Source organism: Thermoanaerobacter uzonensis DSM 18761 (assembly GCF_900129115.1).
GTDB lineage: Bacteria > Bacillota > Thermoanaerobacteria > Thermoanaerobacterales > Thermoanaerobacteraceae > Thermoanaerobacter > Thermoanaerobacter uzonensis.
Genome location: NZ_FQUR01000027.1, coordinates 1 through 20409 on the forward strand (window position 1 = coordinate 1; position 20409 = coordinate 20409).

The 20409-nt window shown below is 32.3% G+C and carries 24 protein-coding genes and 1 pseudogene; 9 read left to right on the forward strand and 16 right to left on the reverse strand.

Annotated features, from left to right (window positions below):
* Positions 1 to 402 precede the first annotated feature (402 nt).
* The 9 genes from cas6 to pepF all read right to left on the reverse strand — a co-directional run bounded on the left by cas6 (position 403) and on the right by pepF (position 10146).
* Complete coding sequence (gene cas6 / locus BUB32_RS12015) at positions 403 to 1158, reverse strand: CRISPR-associated endoribonuclease Cas6 (protein WP_072969572.1); 756 nt, start codon at positions 1156 to 1158, stop codon at positions 403 to 405.
* A gap of 9 nt (positions 1159 to 1167) precedes the next feature.
* The gene (gene cas2 / locus BUB32_RS12020) at positions 1168 to 1431 is read right to left on the reverse strand and encodes a CRISPR-associated endonuclease Cas2 (RefSeq protein ID WP_072969573.1); all 264 of its coding nucleotides are present in this window, start codon (positions 1429 to 1431) and stop codon (positions 1168 to 1170) included.
* Between the two features lies 1 nt (position 1432).
* A complete protein-coding gene (gene cas1b / locus BUB32_RS12025) occupies positions 1433 to 2425 on the reverse strand; it encodes a type I-B CRISPR-associated endonuclease Cas1b (protein ID WP_072969574.1) in 993 nt (330 codons plus the stop codon).
* An 11-nt stretch (positions 2426 to 2436) separates the two neighbouring features.
* The gene (gene cas4, locus BUB32_RS12030) at positions 2437 to 2928 is read right to left on the reverse strand and encodes a CRISPR-associated protein Cas4 (protein WP_072969575.1); all 492 of its coding nucleotides are present in this window, start codon (positions 2926 to 2928) and stop codon (positions 2437 to 2439) included.
* 25 nt (positions 2929 to 2953) lie between these two features.
* Entirely contained in the window at positions 2954 to 5170 is a 2217-nt protein-coding gene (locus BUB32_RS12035; protein ID WP_072969576.1) for a CRISPR-associated helicase/endonuclease Cas3, read from the reverse strand.
* Positions 5163 to 5789 carry a type I-B CRISPR-associated protein Cas5b gene (gene cas5b, locus BUB32_RS12040; protein ID WP_072969577.1) on the reverse strand — a complete coding sequence of 209 codons (627 nt, stop codon included), beginning with the start codon at positions 5787 to 5789 and terminating at the stop codon, positions 5163 to 5165. The genes BUB32_RS12035 and cas5b overlap by 8 nt, the downstream gene beginning before the upstream one ends.
* 6 nt (positions 5790 to 5795) lie before the next feature.
* Entirely contained in the window at positions 5796 to 6809 is a 1014-nt protein-coding gene (gene cas7i, locus BUB32_RS12045; RefSeq protein ID WP_072969578.1) for a type I-B CRISPR-associated protein Cas7/Cst2/DevR, read from the reverse strand.
* Entirely contained in the window at positions 6802 to 8193 is a 1392-nt protein-coding gene (gene cas8a1 / locus BUB32_RS12050; protein ID WP_072969579.1) for a type I-B CRISPR-associated protein Cas8b1/Cst1, read from the reverse strand. The genes cas7i and cas8a1 overlap by 8 nt, the downstream gene beginning before the upstream one ends.
* Positions 8194 to 8337: 144 nt before the next feature.
* Complete coding sequence (pepF, locus tag BUB32_RS12055; RefSeq protein WP_072969580.1) at positions 8338 to 10146, reverse strand: oligoendopeptidase F; 1809 nt, start codon at positions 10144 to 10146, stop codon at positions 8338 to 8340.
* A 239-nt stretch (positions 10147 to 10385) separates the two neighbouring features.
* Between pepF and BUB32_RS12060 the strand changes: the two genes are divergently transcribed.
* From BUB32_RS12060 to BUB32_RS12095, 8 genes are all read left to right on the forward strand, one after another.
* Positions 10386 to 11174 (forward strand): SDR family oxidoreductase, encoded by a 789-nt coding sequence (locus BUB32_RS12060; RefSeq protein ID WP_072969581.1) that lies wholly within the window; start codon positions 10386 to 10388, stop codon positions 11172 to 11174.
* 370 nt (positions 11175 to 11544) lie between these two features.
* Positions 11545 to 12414, forward strand: a complete 870-nt coding sequence (ehuB, locus tag BUB32_RS12065) for an ectoine/hydroxyectoine ABC transporter substrate-binding protein EhuB (protein WP_072969582.1) — start codon at positions 11545 to 11547, stop codon at positions 12412 to 12414.
* Between the two features lie 64 nt (positions 12415 to 12478).
* Positions 12479 to 13138, forward strand: a complete 660-nt coding sequence (gene ehuC, locus BUB32_RS12070) for an ectoine/hydroxyectoine ABC transporter permease subunit EhuC (protein WP_200773891.1) — start codon at positions 12479 to 12481, stop codon at positions 13136 to 13138.
* Positions 13139 to 13140: 2 nt separating this feature from the next.
* On the forward strand, positions 13141 to 13806 hold the full coding sequence (gene ehuD, locus BUB32_RS12075; RefSeq protein WP_072969584.1) for an ectoine/hydroxyectoine ABC transporter permease subunit EhuD: 666 nt from the start codon (positions 13141 to 13143) through the stop codon (positions 13804 to 13806).
* Between the two features lie 87 nt (positions 13807 to 13893).
* The gene (ehuA, locus tag BUB32_RS12080) at positions 13894 to 14709 is read left to right on the forward strand and encodes an ectoine/hydroxyectoine ABC transporter ATP-binding protein EhuA (RefSeq protein ID WP_072969592.1); all 816 of its coding nucleotides are present in this window, start codon (positions 13894 to 13896) and stop codon (positions 14707 to 14709) included.
* Positions 14710 to 14855: 146 nt separating this feature from the next.
* Positions 14856 to 15473: a DedA family protein gene (locus BUB32_RS12085; protein ID WP_072969585.1), complete on the forward strand. Its 618-nt coding sequence runs from the start codon at positions 14856 to 14858 to the stop codon at positions 15471 to 15473.
* A 115-nt stretch (positions 15474 to 15588) separates the two neighbouring features.
* Positions 15589 to 15828, forward strand: a complete 240-nt coding sequence (locus BUB32_RS12090; protein ID WP_234949300.1) for a helix-turn-helix transcriptional regulator — start codon at positions 15589 to 15591, stop codon at positions 15826 to 15828.
* Complete coding sequence (locus BUB32_RS12095; RefSeq protein WP_072969587.1) at positions 15812 to 16225, forward strand: DUF2178 domain-containing protein; 414 nt, start codon at positions 15812 to 15814, stop codon at positions 16223 to 16225. The genes BUB32_RS12090 and BUB32_RS12095 overlap by 17 nt, the downstream gene beginning before the upstream one ends.
* A 127-nt stretch (positions 16226 to 16352) precedes the next feature.
* Here the strand turns inward: BUB32_RS12095 and BUB32_RS12100 are convergent, their stop codons facing one another.
* A complete protein-coding gene (locus tag BUB32_RS12100; protein WP_072969588.1) occupies positions 16353 to 16541 on the reverse strand; it encodes a hypothetical protein in 189 nt (62 codons plus the stop codon).
* Positions 16542 to 16553: 12 nt separating this feature from the next.
* Positions 16554 to 16949, reverse strand: coding sequence for a hypothetical protein (locus BUB32_RS12105; RefSeq protein ID WP_072969589.1), 396 nt, complete (start codon positions 16947 to 16949; stop codon positions 16554 to 16556).
* Positions 16950 to 17196: 247 nt separating this feature from the next.
* On the opposite strand from BUB32_RS12105, the pseudogene BUB32_RS13300 reads away from it, so the two are divergent.
* Positions 17197 to 17352 (forward strand): annotated as a pseudogene (locus BUB32_RS13300) (helix-turn-helix domain-containing protein); the annotation flags it as partial.
* Between the two features lie 218 nt (positions 17353 to 17570).
* Here BUB32_RS13300 and BUB32_RS12115 read toward each other — a convergent pair.
* From BUB32_RS12115 to BUB32_RS12130, 5 genes are all read right to left on the reverse strand, one after another.
* Entirely contained in the window at positions 17571 to 18950 is a 1380-nt protein-coding gene (locus tag BUB32_RS12115; protein ID WP_072969590.1) for a hypothetical protein, read from the reverse strand.
* 25 nt (positions 18951 to 18975) lie between these two features.
* Positions 18976 to 19143: a hypothetical protein gene (locus BUB32_RS12870; RefSeq protein WP_159428544.1), complete on the reverse strand. Its 168-nt coding sequence runs from the start codon at positions 19141 to 19143 to the stop codon at positions 18976 to 18978.
* Positions 19144 to 19543: 400 nt separating this feature from the next.
* On the reverse strand, positions 19544 to 19816 hold the full coding sequence (locus BUB32_RS12120; RefSeq protein WP_072969591.1) for a hypothetical protein: 273 nt from the start codon (positions 19814 to 19816) through the stop codon (positions 19544 to 19546).
* A gap of 13 nt (positions 19817 to 19829) precedes the next feature.
* Positions 19830 to 19988 carry a TNT domain-containing protein gene (locus BUB32_RS13390; protein WP_084727022.1) on the reverse strand — a complete coding sequence of 53 codons (159 nt, stop codon included), beginning with the start codon at positions 19986 to 19988 and terminating at the stop codon, positions 19830 to 19832.
* Positions 19989 to 20069: 81 nt separating this feature from the next.
* Positions 20070 to 20409 (reverse strand): hypothetical protein (locus tag BUB32_RS12130; protein ID WP_234949301.1); only part of this gene is annotated, 340 nt, incomplete at its 5' end.

Below are 20409 nucleotides of genomic sequence, written 5' to 3' on the forward strand. Positions count from 1 at the left end.
ATTTAAGTTTCAATTCCACTATGGTTAGATTAAATAAATATACATTTGTCTTGCTGGTGCTGGTTCTGGCTCGTTTCAATTCCACTATGGTTAGATTAAATCGAAAATATCGTTTTAGGGCAAAGATTTATTAAAAGTTTCAATTCCACTATGGTTAGATTAAATCCATGAAAATTGCATGATAATACTTCCTTTATTTAAGTTTACTTTAGCATAACATTGGCTATTTTACAATATCCTAGGCAAAATAAAGTCGCCAATAAAATGTATAATAATTCATTTGTTTAAAAAACCTGTTTTCCCATCGAGAAATAGAAAACGTTATATTATAATTTTTTTCTTGTCGACCTCCTATGATTTTTACATTGGGAGAGGTCGACAAGAAATTAAATTAATAAATATTCATCTTATTTTTTGTATCATTCCAAACCCTGCACTATTTTTCTCTCCCATACCGCAATCATACGCCACTTTGATTAGTTCAATATTTCCTGACATTGTAAAGGGCACCATATATCCTCGAACATAAACATTTTTATATTTTATCCTTTTACCTTTTGGTTTTTGTGAATAATATTCCATGTCAAAATTAATATTAAGACTTAAATTATCTGGTAACGCATTGTAAAGCACGTAATATTTTTCAATTAGATTGTTTTTTAAATTCTCTACAAATCTCGGGTGATGCAAAGGTAGATTTACACTTTTTCTTTTACCATCGATTTCTATAGCTGTAGAAGTTACAATTGGAGATAAGCATATAAACTTATTTTCTTCATTATTAAACTCTGGTTCTTTTAGTACTTCCACGCTCTCAATCTTAAACTCATAATCTTGCAATTTGAGAACATCATTATTTAAGACTTCACTCACAAAATTTAACAAAAACTCTTTTTTAGGAGAAGTTATATATAAGTATGTCTTATCTAAAAACATTATATTTTCATTAACTATCTTAAGGTTTTTACTACGCAATTGAGAAAAAGTAAATAACTTAAAGACTTTTTTCCCATAACTATATCCTTTTGCGTGGAGCTCTTCTGCATATTCTTTATTTGCTTTTTTTAAAGTATTGTATATCCATCCTGATAAAAAGTAATTATAGTTTATATTTAGACTTTTATCCTCTTCCGGCACTAGTGTTAATCTTATTCTCATCTTATCCCCTCACAAAATATTATCTGTAGAATTTTTCTCTACTCCAATAATCTTTTTAGATAGCCACTTTTCAGAGCTGGCAGTATATATTAAAACGGAATCACATCTTAAATCCAAATGTCCTTTAAACCATAAGATAATTCTATTTAATTGAGCCTCTGTTAATTCCCCCTCAAAAACAGAATTTTGTACCCAATTCAAATAGGTCTTTAAAAATTTATTTACTTTTGCAACCCTTTTTTCTTCAACGTCATAAACTATAAGTACATACACATTACCACCACATTTTTAATGATTCATACTCTTCTTCATCCAACAAATGCTTTATAATCTTGTAACATTCAAGTCTTATAAGTCTTCTATAACTCACACTTCTGTTCAGTTTTGGATGTTTTATTATGGTGCCCAATTTTTCTTCAAATTCTCTCTGAAATATAACTCTTCCTTTCTCATTTAGATAACACATTTCTAATTCTTGATCGAAATGTTCTTCTCTTATCATTTTTTGATTTATCAAACTAAAAATAATCCTATCTACAATTATTGGCTTAAAAATTTCACTTATATCAAGGCTTAAAGAAAATCTCCTTTCACCCGGCTCATGTAAATAACTTATAGTTGGATTTAGTTGCGTATTGTATATTTCTGTAAGAACTATAGAATACATCATAGAATTACCAAAAGAAATCAAGGCATTTATGGGATTATCCGGAGGATTCATTGTCCTATTTTTAAATTCAAATTTTCCCTCAATTATTGTTTCAAAAGCACTATAATATATATTTCTAATCCTACCTTCAACCCCCATGAGTTCGCTTATAGTCTTAGCATCCTTTATATTTTTCCTCTCATTTTCTATCCTTTCAACATACTCATTTAATCCTTCTTTTCTATTTGCATAATATTTGACATTCTTTAAAATATTATGGCTAGCACCATTAATAATTTCCTTTGCAATTTTTAGCCTTTCATGCTCCTCTTTATATTTTTCTACTTGCTTTACTAGCAAAAAACCCGAAGGCAGATGTTCTCGCGGATAAAAGCTTCCCATATAATATCCATAATAATTAAAAACATGAAGTGTTATGTTGTTTTGTGCTAAAAAATTGATTGCTTTTGTATTTAAATCAACTTCTCCAAACAAAAATATCTCTTGGACGTTTTGCACGGGTAAGGGTTTTTTTCCGAATGTTTCACTTTCAAAATATATTGTATTGTCTTTTCTGCTTATCCTGCCATTAGCATTTAAATAATAGCTTCTTTTCATAAAATCACCTTCTAACTAAAACACAATTCATAATAACTACATTTTGTACAAATTTTACTTTTTACTTTAGCCGGTGGTTTATCCATTAATTTTATTTTGTTGATTTCTTCAATTACTTCCTTTATTTTATTCTCATCCTGCTCACTAAGAGTAATCTCCTCCCTCGAATGATTATTTATATAATGTATAACTCCTGTAACTTTGTCCACACCTTTCTTTTTCAAATAATAAATATAGTATAAAACTTGGTACTTCGTCGCTCCTTCTATTGCTTTACTCTTCTTAGTTTCATGTATTTCCAATTGATTTTTTACAAAATCTATTTTTATACGTCCATCAAGAAGAATCTCTTTATCCTCCCTCTGAAAGCTTTTTTCATGAAGCACTTTTCCTATATCCACATAATCAGAATTATGCTCCATATTTATACCATGAGTAAAAAGCCAAAGTTTATGCTTACACACAAAATAATAATTTATTTCTGTACCAGTTAGTAAATCCATAATATCACCTTATTAATATTAAAAGTTACGTTGTAAATACATTATCATAAGGTTTATCAATGAGAAGTCCTAAATCCTTATCATATTCACAATACACAAAATCTACATCATAGCCTTTATCTTCAATGAGTCCCTGTTTTTTTAAAGCGATATATCTTCCCTGAGAAATACCTACTACATATCCTGCAGCTTCAAAGTATTCTTTATTTTTAATTTTGTTTATATACTCTTCTTCAAATATATAAGGTACAACTTCTCTATTATCAAACAGTTCATAAAACTCTTCTTTTAAATATTTATTTTCAATAAAGGGATACAATTGACTTATAACATTTCTAAAGCTATCTTTTGCTTTTAGAAATTCCTCATAATCTTTATCTATATAGCCATCTTTATAAACTTCATTAACTAAATTTTGTATTAAATCTTCGCTTATCATATCATATTTACTTAAAAGTTCCAATGTTTTACTCACAACCTTTTGATTCTTATAAACAAATTTGTCTTCACAAGATCCTTGTGAAAAAATATAAACTGGCGATATACCCTTAACTCCTCTTCTGTTTACCCTCCCAAACCTCTGAATAAGTGCATCAATAGGAGCAGGTTCGGTATATAAAACATCAAAGTCTATATCTAATGAGACTTCTATTGCCTGTGTACCTACTAATAATTGAACTTTGTCCAAATTCTTCTCTATTCTTTCTCTGTCCTTTAAAATAAATCGCGAATGTAAAAGAGCTCTTTTACTTGTATAATCTTTTAGTTCATTATAAACTTTCTGTGCACGATCCACCGTATTACAAACAACAAGAACCTTTTTACTTTCTTTTATATCTTTTATTATTTTACCTATATTAGAAAAAACATCCCCTTCAGTGACTAAGACCTTGTGCCTTACAATCTTTTTAAGTTCTTCTTTTTTAGGCTCAATTAAAGCTTTTATATTTAATTCTTCTATAAAAAGTTTTTTTAAAAATTCTGGTAAAGTAGCTGACATAATAAAAACTTCGGCTTTATACTCTTCTTTTAAATATTTTAAACTTTCCAATATCAAAGCGGTAGTATGAGGGTCATAGCTATGAACTTCATCCACAATAAAAAGTCCACCTGTCATTTCACCAATATGCTGCTCAAATCCAGTAACACCAAAGAAGTATTTTAATATTTGAAATGGGGTTAACACTTTATAGGGTTTAAAAATTTTTTTAGATAAATCATATTTTGTCCTTGCCTTATTTACTGCGTCAAAATAATTTTCTTCTGATTTTGTAAACTCTTTATATAGAAAATACAAAGCCTTCCCATGAAGCAAAGCCACTCTTTCGTCTCCAAAAGAATCTTTGAGCCTATTGTACATAGCATTAATACTTGCTGTATAAGGCAGTAGATAAAACACTCTCTTTCCCTTTGATTCATTTTGGTTGTAATTACTCCACAAAAGAGAGGCTTCCGTTTTCCCATAACCAGTTGGTGCAATTAAAACGGCTGAACCTTTTGTATTCATGGCTTTTAATTGCGTATCTTTATAATTTTCAAATTTAAATATTTTTTTCATGTCTGAAATCGCTTTTACTATTTCCTCTTGGGAAGCTGACGATAAATGGTCACATGCAGTCAAAAACCCTCCTAAAAATAACTTTCTTTTATCATTTTTAATTTTTTTGTCTTCATAATCATTTAAGTATTCTTTTGCAGCAAAATGAAAGGCATCTTCTATTTGTTCCATAGACTGTATCTGTTTTAATCTAATTTCATATCCTAAAAATTCTTTACTCCACTCTGGCACCTTATCTATCATAAACTGCAAGTACTTTATATTTTCCTCTAGTTCTTTTAACTTTTTTATATAATTGTCTTTTCCGGGCGTTGTCAAAGTAGAATAACTTTCTTGCAGTTCATATAAGTCTTTGTGGTGTGTAATAATCGCAAGAGCAATATCTTTTTTTACATCTTCGGAATAGGGCAAGCATGAGATAAAACCTGCTGATATTATCTCGTGCCTGTATCCCCATGGTTTCCCCTCTTTTAGCATCTTTTGGAATCCTTCTGCTGCCTTGCCAAAATCGTGTAGAAATACAGTTACAAAAAGGTACTCATAAAATTTCTCATCATCACAAATCTCAACAACTTCTGGGTAGGTATCTTTTAAACTTTTAAAAACTAAAAGGGCATTTCGTGTATGTTGAATAAGTGTTTCCTCTCCATATTCACTGCTTTTTGCTAATATTTTCTTACCCATGTATATATACTCCCCAATCTAATTCCTCATCGTACCAAAAACTATCTCCTTCATACTCAATAAAATCTCCTAAAACATAATACGGTCTAATGCGAATAGCTTCCCTAGGAATTGTATTTGAAAAATACATAGGCAGTGCTTGAAGAGGACCCCAGACACCTTCCTCCCCAAAAGGTACAACTGTACCTCCAACTCTTTTTTTACCATGCTTTTGTACTAAATCTATCTCTTTAACCTCCTCTACCATCATCAAATCAGAACTCCTACCTAAAAGAAGAGAATACTCCGGTTTTTTAAAAGCTTCTTTAAAGCTTAAATTTGTAAGGTACACATACAAATCTGGATTTAACAAAAATTCTCTTTTATAGATATTAGATTTTACACTATTGTCATTTGAAAGCATGTATATAGTTTCTAAATCAACCCCTTTTGCATCACTTCTCATTACATAACCTACTTTTGTATCTTTAGGTGTTATATACTCTCCTTTAGCTGCAGAAATAAGACCATATATCGTAGACACAGGAGGTACAGGTAAAGTAGGCTGATACCCTGTTACAAAGATTGGATACCTAAATGATGCAGTCCAGCCCACAAGATGCACCCTTAAAACTCTCATGTTATATCACCTCTTATAAAAGCCACTAACCACTTGCTGAAAATTAGACACCGCCTCATTTACTGTTAAAAGATGTACTTTAATATTTGATAATGTACTGTTTAATTCATCAACCATCTGTTTTAAATCTTCAGTGTATTCATCCATAAATCCTTCTCTTTTCCCAATATACACATCAGAAATAATGTTTTCTTGATAATCCAAAATAACTTCTTTTAAAGCTTTTACATTTATAGCAGCTTCTCCTTTGTCATCAACTGCAATATTCATAAAGATGTTATTTCCGCAATTTAGAATAGCCAAAACTATAAATTTAGGAGAAATATCTGTTAAATGGGATGTTTGCTTAGCTCCTCCAAATATATACGGCAACACTCCTATGAGTTCACTAGCTCTTTTAGCCCTTACCTCCGCTGGTAAGGTTACAACTTTCCCATCTTCTTCAACTATACAATTATGTGCTTCCCATTCTTCTTTATATGCTTCCGTTATATTCATATATCCAGTTTTATTTACACTGCTAAATCTACCCACCGAATCTAAGTCAAGTGAAAAAATTCCTTTTAAAACTGTTGAGTAAAACTCATGTTCATAAGGCACGGGGTCTCCTTCATGCCTTGCCATAACTCCAAAATCATTCACGATATTTACAGGAGTTACAGAAATTAATGGTGAACACTTAAAAGGAGAAACTCTTGTGAGAGTGGTGCCAGATTTTTTACCTATTGCTTTCATATATCCAAACACGTCATCATCTGGGTATTTAAAGGGATTTGCTGCTGTAAAAGCTATTTTTGATTCTCTCTCAATCGGTGATAATTCCCATCTAAAGATATTTTCTAAAGAACTTCTCATCCAATACCTAAAAGCTTGCCCTGAAACGTATACGTATTCCCCTCTACCTCTTCTTATTTTCTTTACAGCAATTGTATTTTCTGTCTTTGCGCCAACATCTGGACCCGCATTATTCAATGCAGAAGCAGGAGCATCTATTAATATAAAACCATTTACATTATTCATAGATTAATTCCTCCTTATCTTTATTTTCACTTTCAATCTCGTCGTTTTTTATTAAACTTTCTTTTATTTCTTCATTGCTATTATCAACTAGCCAATTATGCAATTGCTCATAAAGCCTAAAAATTATAAGGTCTTGGGTTTCCTTCCAAGATAAATTACCTTCAGGGAAAAGATATTTTTCGTATTCATCAATTGTAAATAAAGGTTTTTCAAGCCCTGCACTTATCCTATCTTTAATTATGAGTCTTAGTACATTCCTAAAATCTCCATAAGTTTTTGATGTCTCTAATTGCGTAAGCCTTCGCACATTTCCTTTCATTTTTATTAGTTGTGCAATATCATCACTAACTCTTTTTATAGTCTCAAGTCTTTTTTCTTCCAAACCTCTCACTCCTTTCATGTAATACTCAAGAAAACTCCAATTTACTAAAGTTTTTCTCTCACTAGCGTCTATAAAATATCCCAATATTGACTGCCCTCTCAAAAGCCTTTCATAAACATCATTTCTTAAGTTTTTATATTTTCCTTCATCCTCTAAATCAACTTTTTTTGATGATATATACCCTCTTTTTATAATCTTCTTCCAATTGTCCTTTTCCTCATGTTGAAGGGCATAAGCCAAAAATTTAAATATCTTATCTGGCATATCGTATATTGATAAATTATCAATAGGTGGTTGATTAAAATTAGTAAAATAGTAAAGCCTTATATTTGTATTTTCTTTTTGCCAGTCCCTTCTATCATAGGTTAATATAATATCTGTAGCCAAATGAAACAAAGCATTTATAGGATTTGTATATCCTTCGTCATTACACCCAGTGTATTTTTTTGTCGCCTTTTGCATATCAATAAATGCCTTGCATTTATTAGCATAAATTTTCTCCACTTCTTTATTATTTGACTGTAAACACACTAAATTACCGGCTTTATAAAAGATAAGAGGAGAAAATTGAATAGCTAAAGCGCAAGCAGAACAATAATCTGCCCCTTCGCTCCCATAAGAAAAGAAATTTACGAAATCACTTGTTCCTGTTAAAGGCACTTGAGTTTTTGTAAAATGCCTTTTTGAATTTCTCCTGCCACAAGCAATACAATTTCCTTCTGTAGATAATGGAGTAATTTCTGATAACAACTCATTTAAAAATTTACCATACTCACCTTTTTTGTCCTTCACACTAGGATTTGTCAACTTACTATTAGGAAAAATAGAATACATTATCTTATTCCAACCTTCTTTGATGTATAAATCAGTTATCTCATCAATCAACTTCTCTAAATCTTCCTTTTCAATTTCTTCTGGCTTATCTTTCCCAAACCATACTAACATAGCAGTTATACCGGCATCTACAAAAGGATTTCCCGTATATGTAAATATATTCTTCACCAATATCACCTCCTCCAATAAGTTTACACTTTTACCTAATATATTCTACAAAAACCTCAAAAATCCTCCAAAATTTCCAGTAAAATTTTATAAAAAACTGATACCCAAAAATAGGTATCAATTAAAATGTCAGCTCTTGTCGTTTTATTTTTCTAATTCCTCTGTTAATTTAATTATTTCATCTATCATATCTCCAATATACTCAATTGTATCCAATAATGGCTTCTCTGTAGTTATATCCACTCCCGCCATTCTTGCCAGTTCCACAGGAGTTTTTGTACCGCCAGCTTTCAATACCTCTTTCCAGTCTTCCAAAGCCTTTTGCCCTTCTTGTAAATATCTCTTGTTTACTTGTGTGGCTATAGTAAGTCCTGCACTGTAAGTATATGGGTAAAGTCCCATGTAATAATGAGGTTGTCTCATCCAGGTAAGCTCTGCTCCCTCATTTATTTTTACAGCATCTCCCCAAAACTTCTCTAAAACTTCTCTTTTTAATTTATTTAAAATAGGTGCTGTAACAGAACCACCTTTATCAATTATCATATATACTTCTCTTTGATAAGCTGCTTCTAATAGATGGGTCACAAAATTGTGATAATAGGTTCTCGATATCAAGGTAGAAAGTACCCACCTTCTCATCCTTTTATCCTTATTATTTTTCATCAGATAATTAGCCATTAAAAGCTCATTCATTGTAGAAGGAGCCTCTACAAAATACATAGATGGTCTAGAATCAAATATATTTTGATGCTGGTGAGCTAAATAAAAATGTCCTGCATGACCTAATTCGTGAGAAAGAACAAAAACTTCCCTCATTTTGTCAGCCCAGTTGATTAAAATATAAGGATGTGAGCCATAAGGTGAAGCGCAAAAAGCTCCTGTAGACTTCCCTTTGTTTTCGGCAAAGTCTATCCATCTTTCATTAAATGCCCTTCTCACCATTTCCCTGTAATCTTCGCCAAAAACTGATAAACCTTCTTCTATGTACTTTTTAGCTTCTTCAATGGTTATAGATGGTTCAAATTCAGAGTCTACTTCCAATTTTAGATCAGCAAAAGTCATCTCTTCTATCCTATGTATTTTTTGTAAAAGTTTTGCAAATTTCCTCATATAAGGTGCTAAATGTTCCATTATCAAATCAATTTGTCTATCGTACAGTTCTCTATCAACTTCCTGATGAAACAAAAGACTGTCAATAACAGAATCAAAACGCCTTAAAGTTGCTATAGTCTTTTCCTTTTGCACCTGTGTCTGATAAACTGCTGCTATGGTGTGTTGGTATTCTCTCAATTTCTTAGAAAAAGCCTCAAAAGCAGCTCTTCTAATCTTAGTATCTTCTTCATATTCCCACTTTGTTTCAAACAAAGAAAAACTCAAAGGATACTCTTTCCCATCGACTGTAAAAGTTCCAAAGTCCATATCTGCCAATTTTGCCATATTGTAAATATGTTCAGGTGCCTCTAATACAGCTGATAATGCTGATAAAGCTTTTTCAACCTCTGGATGAAGAGCATGTTTCTTTTTTCTGAGTATTTTTCTAAGATAATTTGCATTCTCTTTTGATTCTTCTATAGCTTGATTTATTATTTTTTCATCTAATACTATAATTTCTGACTCTATAAAACTTATCCTGCTTTCAATATCAGAGGCTATATTAGAAAATTTCATTTGTTTCTGTAAATTTTCTGTGTTTGTTTGGTCCACTGAAACAGCCAAATGAGCATAGGAACCTACAAGAGTAAGCAATTGGGCTAATACCTTTAATTTATCCAAGCAGTTGTTAATCGTCTTAGAAGTATCAATTTTGCCTTTAAACTCTTCTTCTAACTCCATTGTAAGTTCTTGCACCTTCTTTATCGCCTCCTCATATTCCTCCTCTGTTTTGAAAATCCCTGACAAATCCCATGTCAATCTTTCATCTACATCTTTTCTCTCTAACAAATGTGTACTCAAGAAAAATTCCCCCTTTTTAATATTTTTAGGTCCTTGCAGAATCCCAAAATCCTTATGGATTAAAGGCTCATACTGTATCCTTTCAATAGTAATTCCTTTATTTACAAATAGCCCTTTACTTATCCTTCCTTAATTATATTATACATGTAAAAGCAGATATTTCCAAAGAAAACTTCAAAACTCTTTAAAAAAATGATAAAATAATTGTTAAACAAATAGTCTTACAAGGAGAGATTTATATGGACCTCGGCCTTAAAAATAAAGTAGCATTTGTAATGGCTGGAAGTAAAGGTCTTGGAAAAGCAGTCGCTTTAGAACTTGCAAAAGAAGGAACCAATGTCGCTATAATCTCAAGAAGCGAAGAAAACCTTAAAAAAGCAGCCGATGAAATAAAGTCGGCAACAGGAAAAGAAGTTTTAACAATTGTAGGCGATGTAACCCGTAAAGAAGACATTGAAAGAGCTGTAAGAGAAACGGTAGAAAGATTCGGCACAATCCACATCCTCTTTGCAAATGCAGGAGGTCCTCCTGCTGGTGGATTTTTTGATGTAAAGCCTGAAGACTATTTAAAAGCAGTTGAATTAAATTTAATGAGCACAATATATGCAGTGTATGCAGTAAAAGATTTTATGATAAATCAAAAATGGGGAAGGATAATAGCTTCAACATCAATATCAGTAAAACAGCCCCTTGATAATTTAATCCTTTCCAATGTCTCAAGAATGGGAGTAATATCATTTATAAAATCTGTCTCAAATGCACTAGCGCCCTTTGGAATTACTGCAAATGCCGTAGCCCCTGGTTACACAATGACAGAAAGAATAGAAAATCTCCTTAAAGCAAGAGTTGAAAAAGAAGGTATAACCTTTGAAGAAGCTGAAAAATCCATGATTACAGACATTCCTATGAAAAGGTTAGGAACTGTTGAAGAATTTGCATCAACCGTTTTGTTTTTAGCATCAGAAAAAGCTTCCTACGTAACAGGGGTAGTGCTTCCAATTGATGGTGGATTTATAAAAGGACTGTAAAAAATAGGTTGACTATTATTTCACATATGGTATAATATAAAAATAAAAATTAAATATCCTCTTTTATCATGAAGTATGTGCAGGTAGTAGGAAAGATGGCGAGTTATAGTATGCTTTTGAGTTTTTTCTCAAAAGTAGACTATAATAAGTCATCACAGACCTAATTCCGAAACCTGTCCAGAAAAATGCTAAAAGAGGCTGGGGCTCGCTTTGGTCCGCTGGGCCAAAGATAGACTATGCGAAAGCATGGTTTAAGGTGAGTCTTCAACTAAAAGTTGAAGGCGAAGCCTGGGCACTCTACCCTCTTTACTGGTAGAGTGTTCAGGCTTTTATTTTTTATAAATTTTTAATCAAAAGGGAGGAATAAAAAATGTACAAAAAAATTTTGGTTATTTTAATGTTTATAACTCTGACCTTCACACTATTTTTAGCCGGGTGTGGAAACACAACGACAGGAGAAACGACTTTACAAAAAGCTCAAAAAACGGGAGAAATAAAAATTGGATTCGCAAATGAAAAACCTTACGCCTATAAAGATGACAACGGACAACTAACAGGAGAAGCAGTAGAAATAGCAAAAGTAATCTTTGAAAGGCTCGGCATAAAAAAGATACACGGCGAATTAACAGAATTTGGTTCTTTGATTTCTGGCCTTAAAGCGAAGCGCTTTGATGTAATAACAGCAGGAATGTTTATAACCCCTGAAAGATGCCAGCAGGTTGCCTTTGCAAACCCAGAATATTCAATCGGAGAAGCATTAGCTGTTCAAAAAGGAAACCCCAAAAATTTACACAGTTATGAGGACATAGCCAAAGACTCGAGTATAAAAGTCGCTGTTATGGCTGGTGCACAGGAAGCCAAAATCTTAAAAGAAGTGGGAGTAAAAGAAAACCAAATTGTGATTGTCAATGACCAGCCATCAGCCATCGCAGAGTTAGAATCTGGAAGAGTAGACGCAGTTACAATGACTGGACCTTCACTACAGGCCATGTTGGACTCAGCTAAAAGTGACAAAATAGAAAGAGTAATGGACTTCAAAGACCCAGTAATCAACGGAAAAGTCTTGAGAAACTATGGAGCAGCTGCCTTCAGAAAAGAAGATACAGATTTTGTCAAAGCTTACAATGAAGAATTGGAAAAGATGAAACAGTCAGGAGAATTATTAAAAATCCTTAAAAAATTTGGATTCACAGAAAACGAACTGCCTGGCGACGTAAAAGCCAAAGACATATGCAAATAACCTTTTAAATTTTGCAGGGAGTAAAATTTCTCCCTGCACTCCTTTTTACCAAACAAATATGGGGGTGATTAAAATAGACAAGATATTAAACATCTTGCTAAGATTAGTAGATGCCTCAAAAGTTACAATTTCTTTAACAATTGTTGCAGCTTTACTAGCCTCTGTGATTGCTTTTGTTTCAGGAATTTTATTGCTAAATAGGCATAAAATAATTCGATTTCTTGTACGCACTTACGTTGAAATATTTAGAGGAACTTCATTGCTTGTTCAACTTTACTGGATATATTTCGTTCTCCCTTTTTTCGGTATAGAGTTACCTAAATTCACAGCTGGAGTCGTAGCAATAGCCTTAAACTACGGAGCTTATTCGGCAGAAATAGTAAGAGCGGGTTTTTTATCAGTACCCAAAGAACAAATAGAAGCTGCAAAAGCTTTAAATTTTACGTCTTCACAAAGGATGAGATATATCATATTCCCCCAGGCCATCAGAATAATGCTACCTGGATTAGGAAACCAAATGATAGAACTCATAAAGGGTACAGCCTTAGTATCTTTAATAGGCCTAGAAGACTTAACTTACTCAGGAGTGATAATGAGAACAAATGACATAGCAGATACCTTTATAATATTCATCTTAATACTGCTAATCTACTATGCAATATCTACAATATTTGCATCAGGGTTTAAGCTATTGGAAAAACGCGCCAATGTAGGGAGGGCATAAAAATGTGGAGTTGGTCATTTACATTTAAAGTCTTGCCAAAACTTTTATCGGCTGCAAAAATCACTTTTATTGCAACAATCTTGGGGTTTTTATTGGCCTCAATTTTAGGGCTTGTCTGGACACTTTTAAAAAGAGCAAAAATTCGATGGATATCCTCCAGTGCCACAGCCATAGTAGAATTTATACGCCGTACTCCTTTATTAATCCAGTTATTCTTCCTGTACTACACATTGCCAAGTTTTAATATAAGATTACCCGCTCTTACAGTTGGAATAATCGGATTAGGACTTCATTACAGCACTTACCTGTCAGAGGTCTACAGAGCCGGAATTGAAGCAGTTGAAAAAGAACAATGGGAGGCAGCAAAGTCATTAAATTTTACTCCTTATCAAACTTGGACATTGGTCATATTGCCTCAAGCTATCCCACCAATTATACCAATGATGGGGAACTATTTAATAACACTTTTTAAAGAAACACCTTTACTTGCCGCCATTTCTGTTGTTGAACTTTTGCAGCAGGCAAAAATAATAGGTTCAGAGTATTTCCAATATCTAGAAGTATTTACTTTAGTAGGGATAATATTTTTCATCTTTAGCTATCCTTCCTCTTTGCTCGTACAGTATCTAGAAATAAAATTTAAAAGTCCTGCAGAAAAAAGAATGTAAAAGGGGAGGTTAACAATGGAAAGTACAGACTTTATTATAAAAACCACCAGAAAAAGTAGGGTTCAAAAAAAGGATATAAAGCCAGAGATGATTGTACATGAAGGTACCATAACTAGCTTTGACAATCCTTTAGTGAAATATATAAATGTAAAGAAAAATTTTGGGAAATTGCAGGTTTTAAAAGGAATTGACCTTGAAGTAGGTTATGGAGAAAAATTAACTATTATAGGTTCTTCAGGTTCAGGAAAAACAACCCTCATAAGAATGCTTATGACATTAGAAAAACCATCAAGCGGAACCATAGAAATTGAAGGAGAATCCCTATGGACTATGACGAAGAATGGAAAAATTGTTCCTGCAGATGAAGCACACCTTAGAAAAATGAGGTCAAAAGTAGGAATGGTATTTCAGCAATATAATCTGTTTCCTCACATGACAGTTTTAGATAATTGTACTATTGCGCCTATAAAAGTAAAGGGAGTGGACCCCGAAGAAGCAAAAGAGCAAGCCATTCAAATGTTAAAAAGAGTCAAAATGGCAGACAAAATCAACTACTATCCGAATCAATTGTCAGGAGGCCAAAAACAAAGAGTAGCCATTGCAAGAGCAGTTTTAATGAGGCCTAAAATCCTTCTACTTGACGAGGTTACCTCTGCTCTTGACCCAGAAATGGTAGGAGAAGTTTTAAATGTCTTAAACGAAATAGCACAAGAAGAAAAAGACATGGCTATGATTTTTGTAACTCATGAGTTGGATTTTGCCCGTGAAATATCTGACCGCATAATTTTTATAAACGAAGGATATATTCTAGAGCAGGGAAAACCCGAATCAATCCTCAATGACCCAAAAAGCGAAAGATTGCAAGCTTTCCTATCAAGATTCAAAGAAAACCGCAATTTATAACGCAGACAAAGGGGACGGTTCCTCCCGTCTGAAAAACTCAGACAAAAGGACCCGTCCCTTTTGTCTGTTTTGTATTTAAAAGAAAAATTTTTTGTGATATTATTCATTATATCTACATATCTACCTTTTATAGGAGTGAATGAGAAATGAATTTTGAAACCATAGCCAATTTGTTTGCTTTACATGGATACATCATCATTTTTTCTATTTTGACTATAGAACTAATTGGAGCTCCAACTCCTGGTGAAACCCTTCTTACTTACTGTGGTTTTTTAGTTTTCCAGGGCAAGCTAAATTATTTTTTGACTATAATAATCGCTACAGTCGCTGTTATTACAGGCATAACAACTTCTTACTTCCTTGGTATCCTTCTAAATGAAACTATTATAAGAAAATACGGCAAATACATACACCTTACTCCCAAAAATTTGGAAAAAGCTCATAAGTGGTTTGATAAATATGGAAATCATTTGCTTCTCTTTGCCTATTTTATTCCAGGTGTAAGGCACATAACAGGATATTTCTCTGGCATAACAAGGCTATCATTCTTAAAATTTGCAGTACATGCCTACCCTGGAGCATTAATATGGATAACTACATTTGTTACATTGGGAAGATTTTTAGGATATAACTGGACTTTAATCCATACACATCTTAAAAAATATTTCATTTTGGGCGGCATAGCTCTTTTAATAGCCATTTTTATTTATTATAAATATATTTTGAAAAACAAACAGCCACCCGATTCAGATAATAAAGCGTAAGCTTCCAATCTCATAGAAATGTCATTTACCTCATTTCTTGATATTGACAAAATAAAAAATACCAGCTATAATATGAAGTAAACTTCACGTGAAGTTTACTTCATATTTAGGAGGGATGTTATTGAAAAATAAAATACGAGAATATAGATTGAAGAAAGGCATGACTCAGCAACAATTAGCCGAAGCTGTACACGTCTCGACAAGAACCATTATTTCATTAGAACAAGGAAAATACAATCCATCACTAATGCTGGCGTACCGCTTGGCTGTTTTATTTGGGACAACAATTGAAGATTTGTACTGTTTAGAGGAAAATATGAAAGAGGAGGATAAAAAATATGAAAATAAAAAGTGAAAAAATTATAAATATAATCCTCGGTATTTCTTTGCTAATTGTAAGTTTTTATGCTTATATGACAAAAGGGCATGAAATAAAATTCTTAATTGCTGCTGCATTTGCCTTTGGCTTGGTGGTAATAAGCATATTTCTAGCTAGAAAAAATGAGGTTTTTAAAGATGTTTTACTTAAAAATGCAGATGAACGAGATCTTTATATTGCCATGAAAAGCGCTCAGGGCACCTTAAAGTTTATAAACAACATTTGCTGGGTTTTTGGAGTTTTATTTTTAGTACTGTATGGTATCACATCCAATTTTCTTTTTATGGTCATGGGATTAACTCTATTTGCCTTAATAGTGGTCATGTTTATAACATTACTGATTAGTCAAAATTATTATGAGAAAAATAGCTGACTATTTTGGTTATAGATGTATTTAAGCTGTTAAAAAACGCAGAAGATATCATCAAGATACTGAACGGTTCCTCCCGTCCGAAAAAAATCAGACAAAAGGAACCGTCCCCTTTGTTTGATAATAATCCTCATCTACCAGGAGGAATAAATGTACTAATTAAAACAAATAATGCTGGAACATTTGCTACCAAAACAAGAACTATTATTCGTGGTGCGATGTCGCTGATATTTTTTTTATGTAAATACTTGTAATGTTGATAAACTAAAATGTTATTAAGTATTAAGACCGTAATTAACATAAGCCTAAGAAGAATCATAAAAACACCTTCTTAAAATTGAACTCTATTAAAATAATAATCACAATGATTAGCATCTTGTTTAGCATTGTAAAAATATATTGCAGAACTTACCACTCCACCTGCTCCTGCAAGTAATCCAATTATAGTTCCTATTCCTACCGTAGTATCTTTATTATTATATGTAACAACCGTTAACTTATCTTCTTCCTCTACAAACACTTTTCTTATACTGTTATTATCTTCAACTATTTTTACTGTATATTTATTTCCTTCTATAATATACGTTTCAGAAGAAATTTGTGATTTATTAGCAGATGCTTTATCCGCAGCAAATACTACCTCAAAGGATGAGACAGTAAAAAGCAGCAAAATTAAAAATAATGAAATTACTTTTTTGATATATTCTTCCTCTCGTCTCGTCTTCAATATTTTACAATTTTACTCAATCAAGCTTCAAAAGCTCATCTTACCGCTAAATTAAAACTCCATCATCACCACCTCACAAAAATAATTTAAACTTTTTTCTTATATAACAGCATCACCTCCCAGGCATATAATGCCATCTTATTAAATCTTCTTCTCTATCTCCTTTACATATCTTTCCTTTAACTATATAATATATGGTAAAGTAAATAATTTCAACCCGATTTGAATCGGGATGGGGTGTTAAAAAATGGATGGATTCTATTACGATTTACAATCTTTTGGTGAAGAACTTAAAAATATACGCAAATCTTTGGGACTTTCCTAAAGCGATGCTTCTAAATATGGTTTTATTAACAGAGATACTTTAAGAAAAATTGAAAATGGTAAAGTGTTCCCTAAACAGTAAACTTCAGATCTTTTGAACCGTCCACGGTGTTTGATTATGCCCATAAAAACATTTTTAGCTCGTCTTCTACGTTTCTTATACCGCTAATGCAGATAAAAGGGACGGTTCCCTTTGTCCGAATTTAAATTGTTCAGATGAGAGGAACCGTCACGGCGTTTTTTTAATGCCTACTTCTTCATAATCTAACAAAATTAAGAACTCTTTTGTGTTGAATATTAATAATCATCCAATTTTGTTGATAAACTTTTTAAGTCCTCCGTAATCATTTTCAAAGCAAAAGGAACCGGTCCTATATTCATATAGGCAATATTACCTATTTCCCTCCAGTTGCTTTGTGTTTCTATAAATCTCCTAAGATAACCATCGCCAACATTAAACCAGCTCTTATAAAAAATCTCGATAACTAGTCTTATATTTAAAAAGACCTTCCCCTCTTTTTCATATTGAACAAGTTTTTTATCAATCTCCTCAAATTCTTTTACACTATCATTCCAGCTTCTAATTATGCTTTCTGCAGAAACATCATTAGCTTTTAAGTCTTTATAATGTATTATATCTGGGTACTCCATCCAATCTTTTGAAAGTGTCGCAAATATATAGGAAAGTTGGTATTTAACAAGAGCCAATGAATAAAAATTATTTTTTTCTAATTTTTTTGCAGTGTCATAATTTCCTAAAGAATATTTATAAAGTTCTTCACCCCACGATTTGCTTTTTATTTCGTTTGATATAGATTCTATCGCTTTTCCTGCTCTTTCTTTATATAAGTTTAAAATTTCTCTTTTATCTTCCTCAGAATGTTGCCCTATCTTTATGGAATCCATAATTATCTTACTACATTCAATTTGATTTTTCGCCATTTGAAGAACCAAAAGTGCCGAACCTAAAGCTCTAGCCCTTTGTACTTGTGTCTTTTCATCTTTAACACTTTCTTGGCTTAATTTTTCATACTCTGATAAAAATTGTTCTACCTGTTTAAATAAATTAGTTCTAACATTTTCAATAGTATCTTCTACATATGATAGGTTGAGCCAGCTCTCAAAATTTATTTTGTTATTATTTTCATACTCTAATATTTTTTGAGACAACCTTTCTACTTCATATGAGAGTGTCTTGTAAATATCCAAAGCCTCGCCATATAGGCCAGGTAAGTCATTGTCCGACAAACTAAATGGCAAGACATAATACCCATCAACCAACACTTCTTTTGCATACTCCCAAGTTTCAATCCAGTTATCATTTCTTTCTGCAGCATCCTTCATTTTCTGTGTAACTTGCTCTAAATTTTTATTTTGATCGGTTAAATAAAGAAGTTTTTTATCATTACCCATTCTTTTAAGAAGATTCAATGCTTGCAGATAATCTTTTTTTGCTTTTTGTATCATCTTATCGCTATTGTTTTCAGCCATAACTACTTTATTAATAAAATCAAATTTTGGAGGATTATTGCCTATTTTCGTTTTTATACTGTTTGCAATTCCTGGCTCATCATTATTTTTGTGAATATTACAACTTGGCAGTATTAATATTAAAATAAAAAAAATGCTTATAAGAGAAAAATATCTCTTATAAGGGTCCGGAAAATTCTTCACCATAAATTTCATCCCCCGTTACTGTTTTTTATTGACCAATTTTAAAATCTCCTACAAACCATATATTTATATCCTCTTCTTTTATCCATGATATACTCATAGCCCTTATTTCATCAGACTTTTGTGCATTAAGTTCTTTTGCATATTGAGTAAGAGGTATATGCTTGATATTTTCTTGCTTATGAAACCGCTGCATCAATTGTAATACCTATAAAAGATACAGGAATTGAAAATGTTCCAACAGCCCTTGTATGTGGGTTTACACCTTAGCACACAGACAAAGGGGACGGTTCCTCCTGTCCGAAAAAACCAGACAAAAGGAACCGTCCCTTTTGTCTGATAGGTAAAATTACGTATGAAATCAATATCAAAAAGGCGATTGTGAGTATTAAAAGTTTTTCATTACATCATTCCCTTTTATATTTTGGGTATTTATAAATTTAACATATCATTTTTGTGTTAGAATGATGTTATAACAAAATAAAAACTATGGTAAAATTTTATATCTGGTCTTTACGAGGTTTCCTCAGTTAAATTTATATAATTTTTCAAAACAGTACCATAGCTTAAAGCTGTAGTACCAAGTTTTATAAGTTTTACAAGTTTTTGCCTTTACCTATATAAGGTTTTGCTTCTTCATATTCTTTAGTTACTAAATCGTAAAAAAATTCACATGCCTCTTCCTCCGATTTAAAAGTTTTTATTGTATCTTTATTTCCCCTCTCATCTTGATAATACACTATCCATGTACCATCACCATTTTGTTCTAACCAGAAATCGGAAGAAGGTGCAAATTGTCCAGGAATACCCCACCATTCTTGTGGTATATTATTTTTTATTAATTTTTCTTTTAATTCCTTCAAATTCATACTATTTCTCCACCTATCTTATATATCCTTTATTTATTAATTCTTCTATTGTCTTTGGCATTTTGTATTGTATCCCTCCTCCTGGCTGGTTAAACCATGATGCTGTCTTACCTTCCAATGCCTCAAATGGTTTTACTACTTTAATATACGTTATATGGTTTTGTAATTTTATATTCTGGCGGCAAAGACCTCATCTCAAAGGGTGTACCTGCTGATGCTGCAAAATATTTAATCCGTACTACACAGAAAAATTTTATTCTTTTAGTTTCCTGTGATATATATCCGCTATTTCTTTCAGGTTCTCCTCCAATGAAGGTTCAACTTCCCAATCTTCGTGAGTAAAATACCATCCATATCTAACCCATCTCTCTCCTTTCGGTGGCAGTTTATTCTCTATTGCCATTTTCCTTATTTCCTCCAATTCCTCTTTTATTGCTTCCAATTGGTCTATTTCTCCGTACCCAGGTATCCCTTGCTTTCTATTCTCAAGTTCTTTATTTACTTTTGGCAACACTGCATCTATCTCTTCTATTAAATCTGAAATTTCATATCTTATTTTTCTCTTTAAAACCATTATATTCCCCTCATCTATT

What these genes read in the sequence shown, in the direction of transcription:
- BUB32_RS12095 (WP_072969587.1), top strand. Translation starts at nt 15,812, where the DNA reads ATGAAAATAAAAAGTGAAAAAATTATAAATATAATCCTCGGTATTTCT.
- ehuD (WP_072969584.1), top strand. Translation starts at nt 13,141, where the DNA reads ATGTGGAGTTGGTCATTTACATTTAAAGTCTTGCCAAAACTTTTATCG.
- cas5b (WP_072969577.1), bottom strand. Translation starts at nt 5,789, where the DNA reads ATGAGAGTTTTAAGGGTGCATCTTGTGGGCTGGACTGCATCATTTAGG.
- BUB32_RS12060 (WP_072969581.1), top strand. Translation starts at nt 10,386, where the DNA reads ATGGACCTCGGCCTTAAAAATAAAGTAGCATTTGTAATGGCTGGAAGT.
- BUB32_RS12120 (WP_072969591.1), bottom strand. Translation starts at nt 19,816, where the DNA reads ATGAATTTGAAGGAATTAAAAGAAAAATTAATAAAAAATAATATACCA.
- BUB32_RS12870 (WP_159428544.1), bottom strand. Translation starts at nt 19,143, where the DNA reads ATGCAGCGGTTTCATAAGCAAGAAAATATCAAGCATATACCTCTTACT.
- BUB32_RS12085 (WP_072969585.1), top strand. Translation starts at nt 14,856, where the DNA reads ATGAATTTTGAAACCATAGCCAATTTGTTTGCTTTACATGGATACATC.
- cas4 (WP_072969575.1), bottom strand. Translation starts at nt 2,928, where the DNA reads ATGGATTTACTAACTGGTACAGAAATAAATTATTATTTTGTGTGTAAG.
- cas6 (WP_072969572.1), bottom strand. Translation starts at nt 1,158, where the DNA reads ATGAGAATAAGATTAACACTAGTGCCGGAAGAGGATAAAAGTCTAAAT.
- cas7i (WP_072969578.1), bottom strand. Translation starts at nt 6,809, where the DNA reads ATGAATAATGTAAATGGTTTTATATTAATAGATGCTCCTGCTTCTGCA.
- ehuB (WP_072969582.1), top strand. Translation starts at nt 11,545, where the DNA reads ATGTACAAAAAAATTTTGGTTATTTTAATGTTTATAACTCTGACCTTC.
- BUB32_RS12115 (WP_072969590.1), bottom strand. Translation starts at nt 18,950, where the DNA reads ATGGTGAAGAATTTTCCGGACCCTTATAAGAGATATTTTTCTCTTATA.
- BUB32_RS12035 (WP_072969576.1), bottom strand. Translation starts at nt 5,170, where the DNA reads ATGGGTAAGAAAATATTAGCAAAAAGCAGTGAATATGGAGAGGAAACA.
- ehuA (WP_072969592.1), top strand. Translation starts at nt 13,894, where the DNA reads ATGATTGTACATGAAGGTACCATAACTAGCTTTGACAATCCTTTAGTG.
- cas1b (WP_072969574.1), bottom strand. Translation starts at nt 2,425, where the DNA reads ATGAAAAGAAGCTATTATTTAAATGCTAATGGCAGGATAAGCAGAAAA.
- BUB32_RS12090 (WP_234949300.1), top strand. Translation starts at nt 15,589, where the DNA reads ATGTTATTGAAAAATAAAATACGAGAATATAGATTGAAGAAAGGCATG.
- BUB32_RS12100 (WP_072969588.1), bottom strand. Translation starts at nt 16,541, where the DNA reads ATGATTCTTCTTAGGCTTATGTTAATTACGGTCTTAATACTTAATAAC.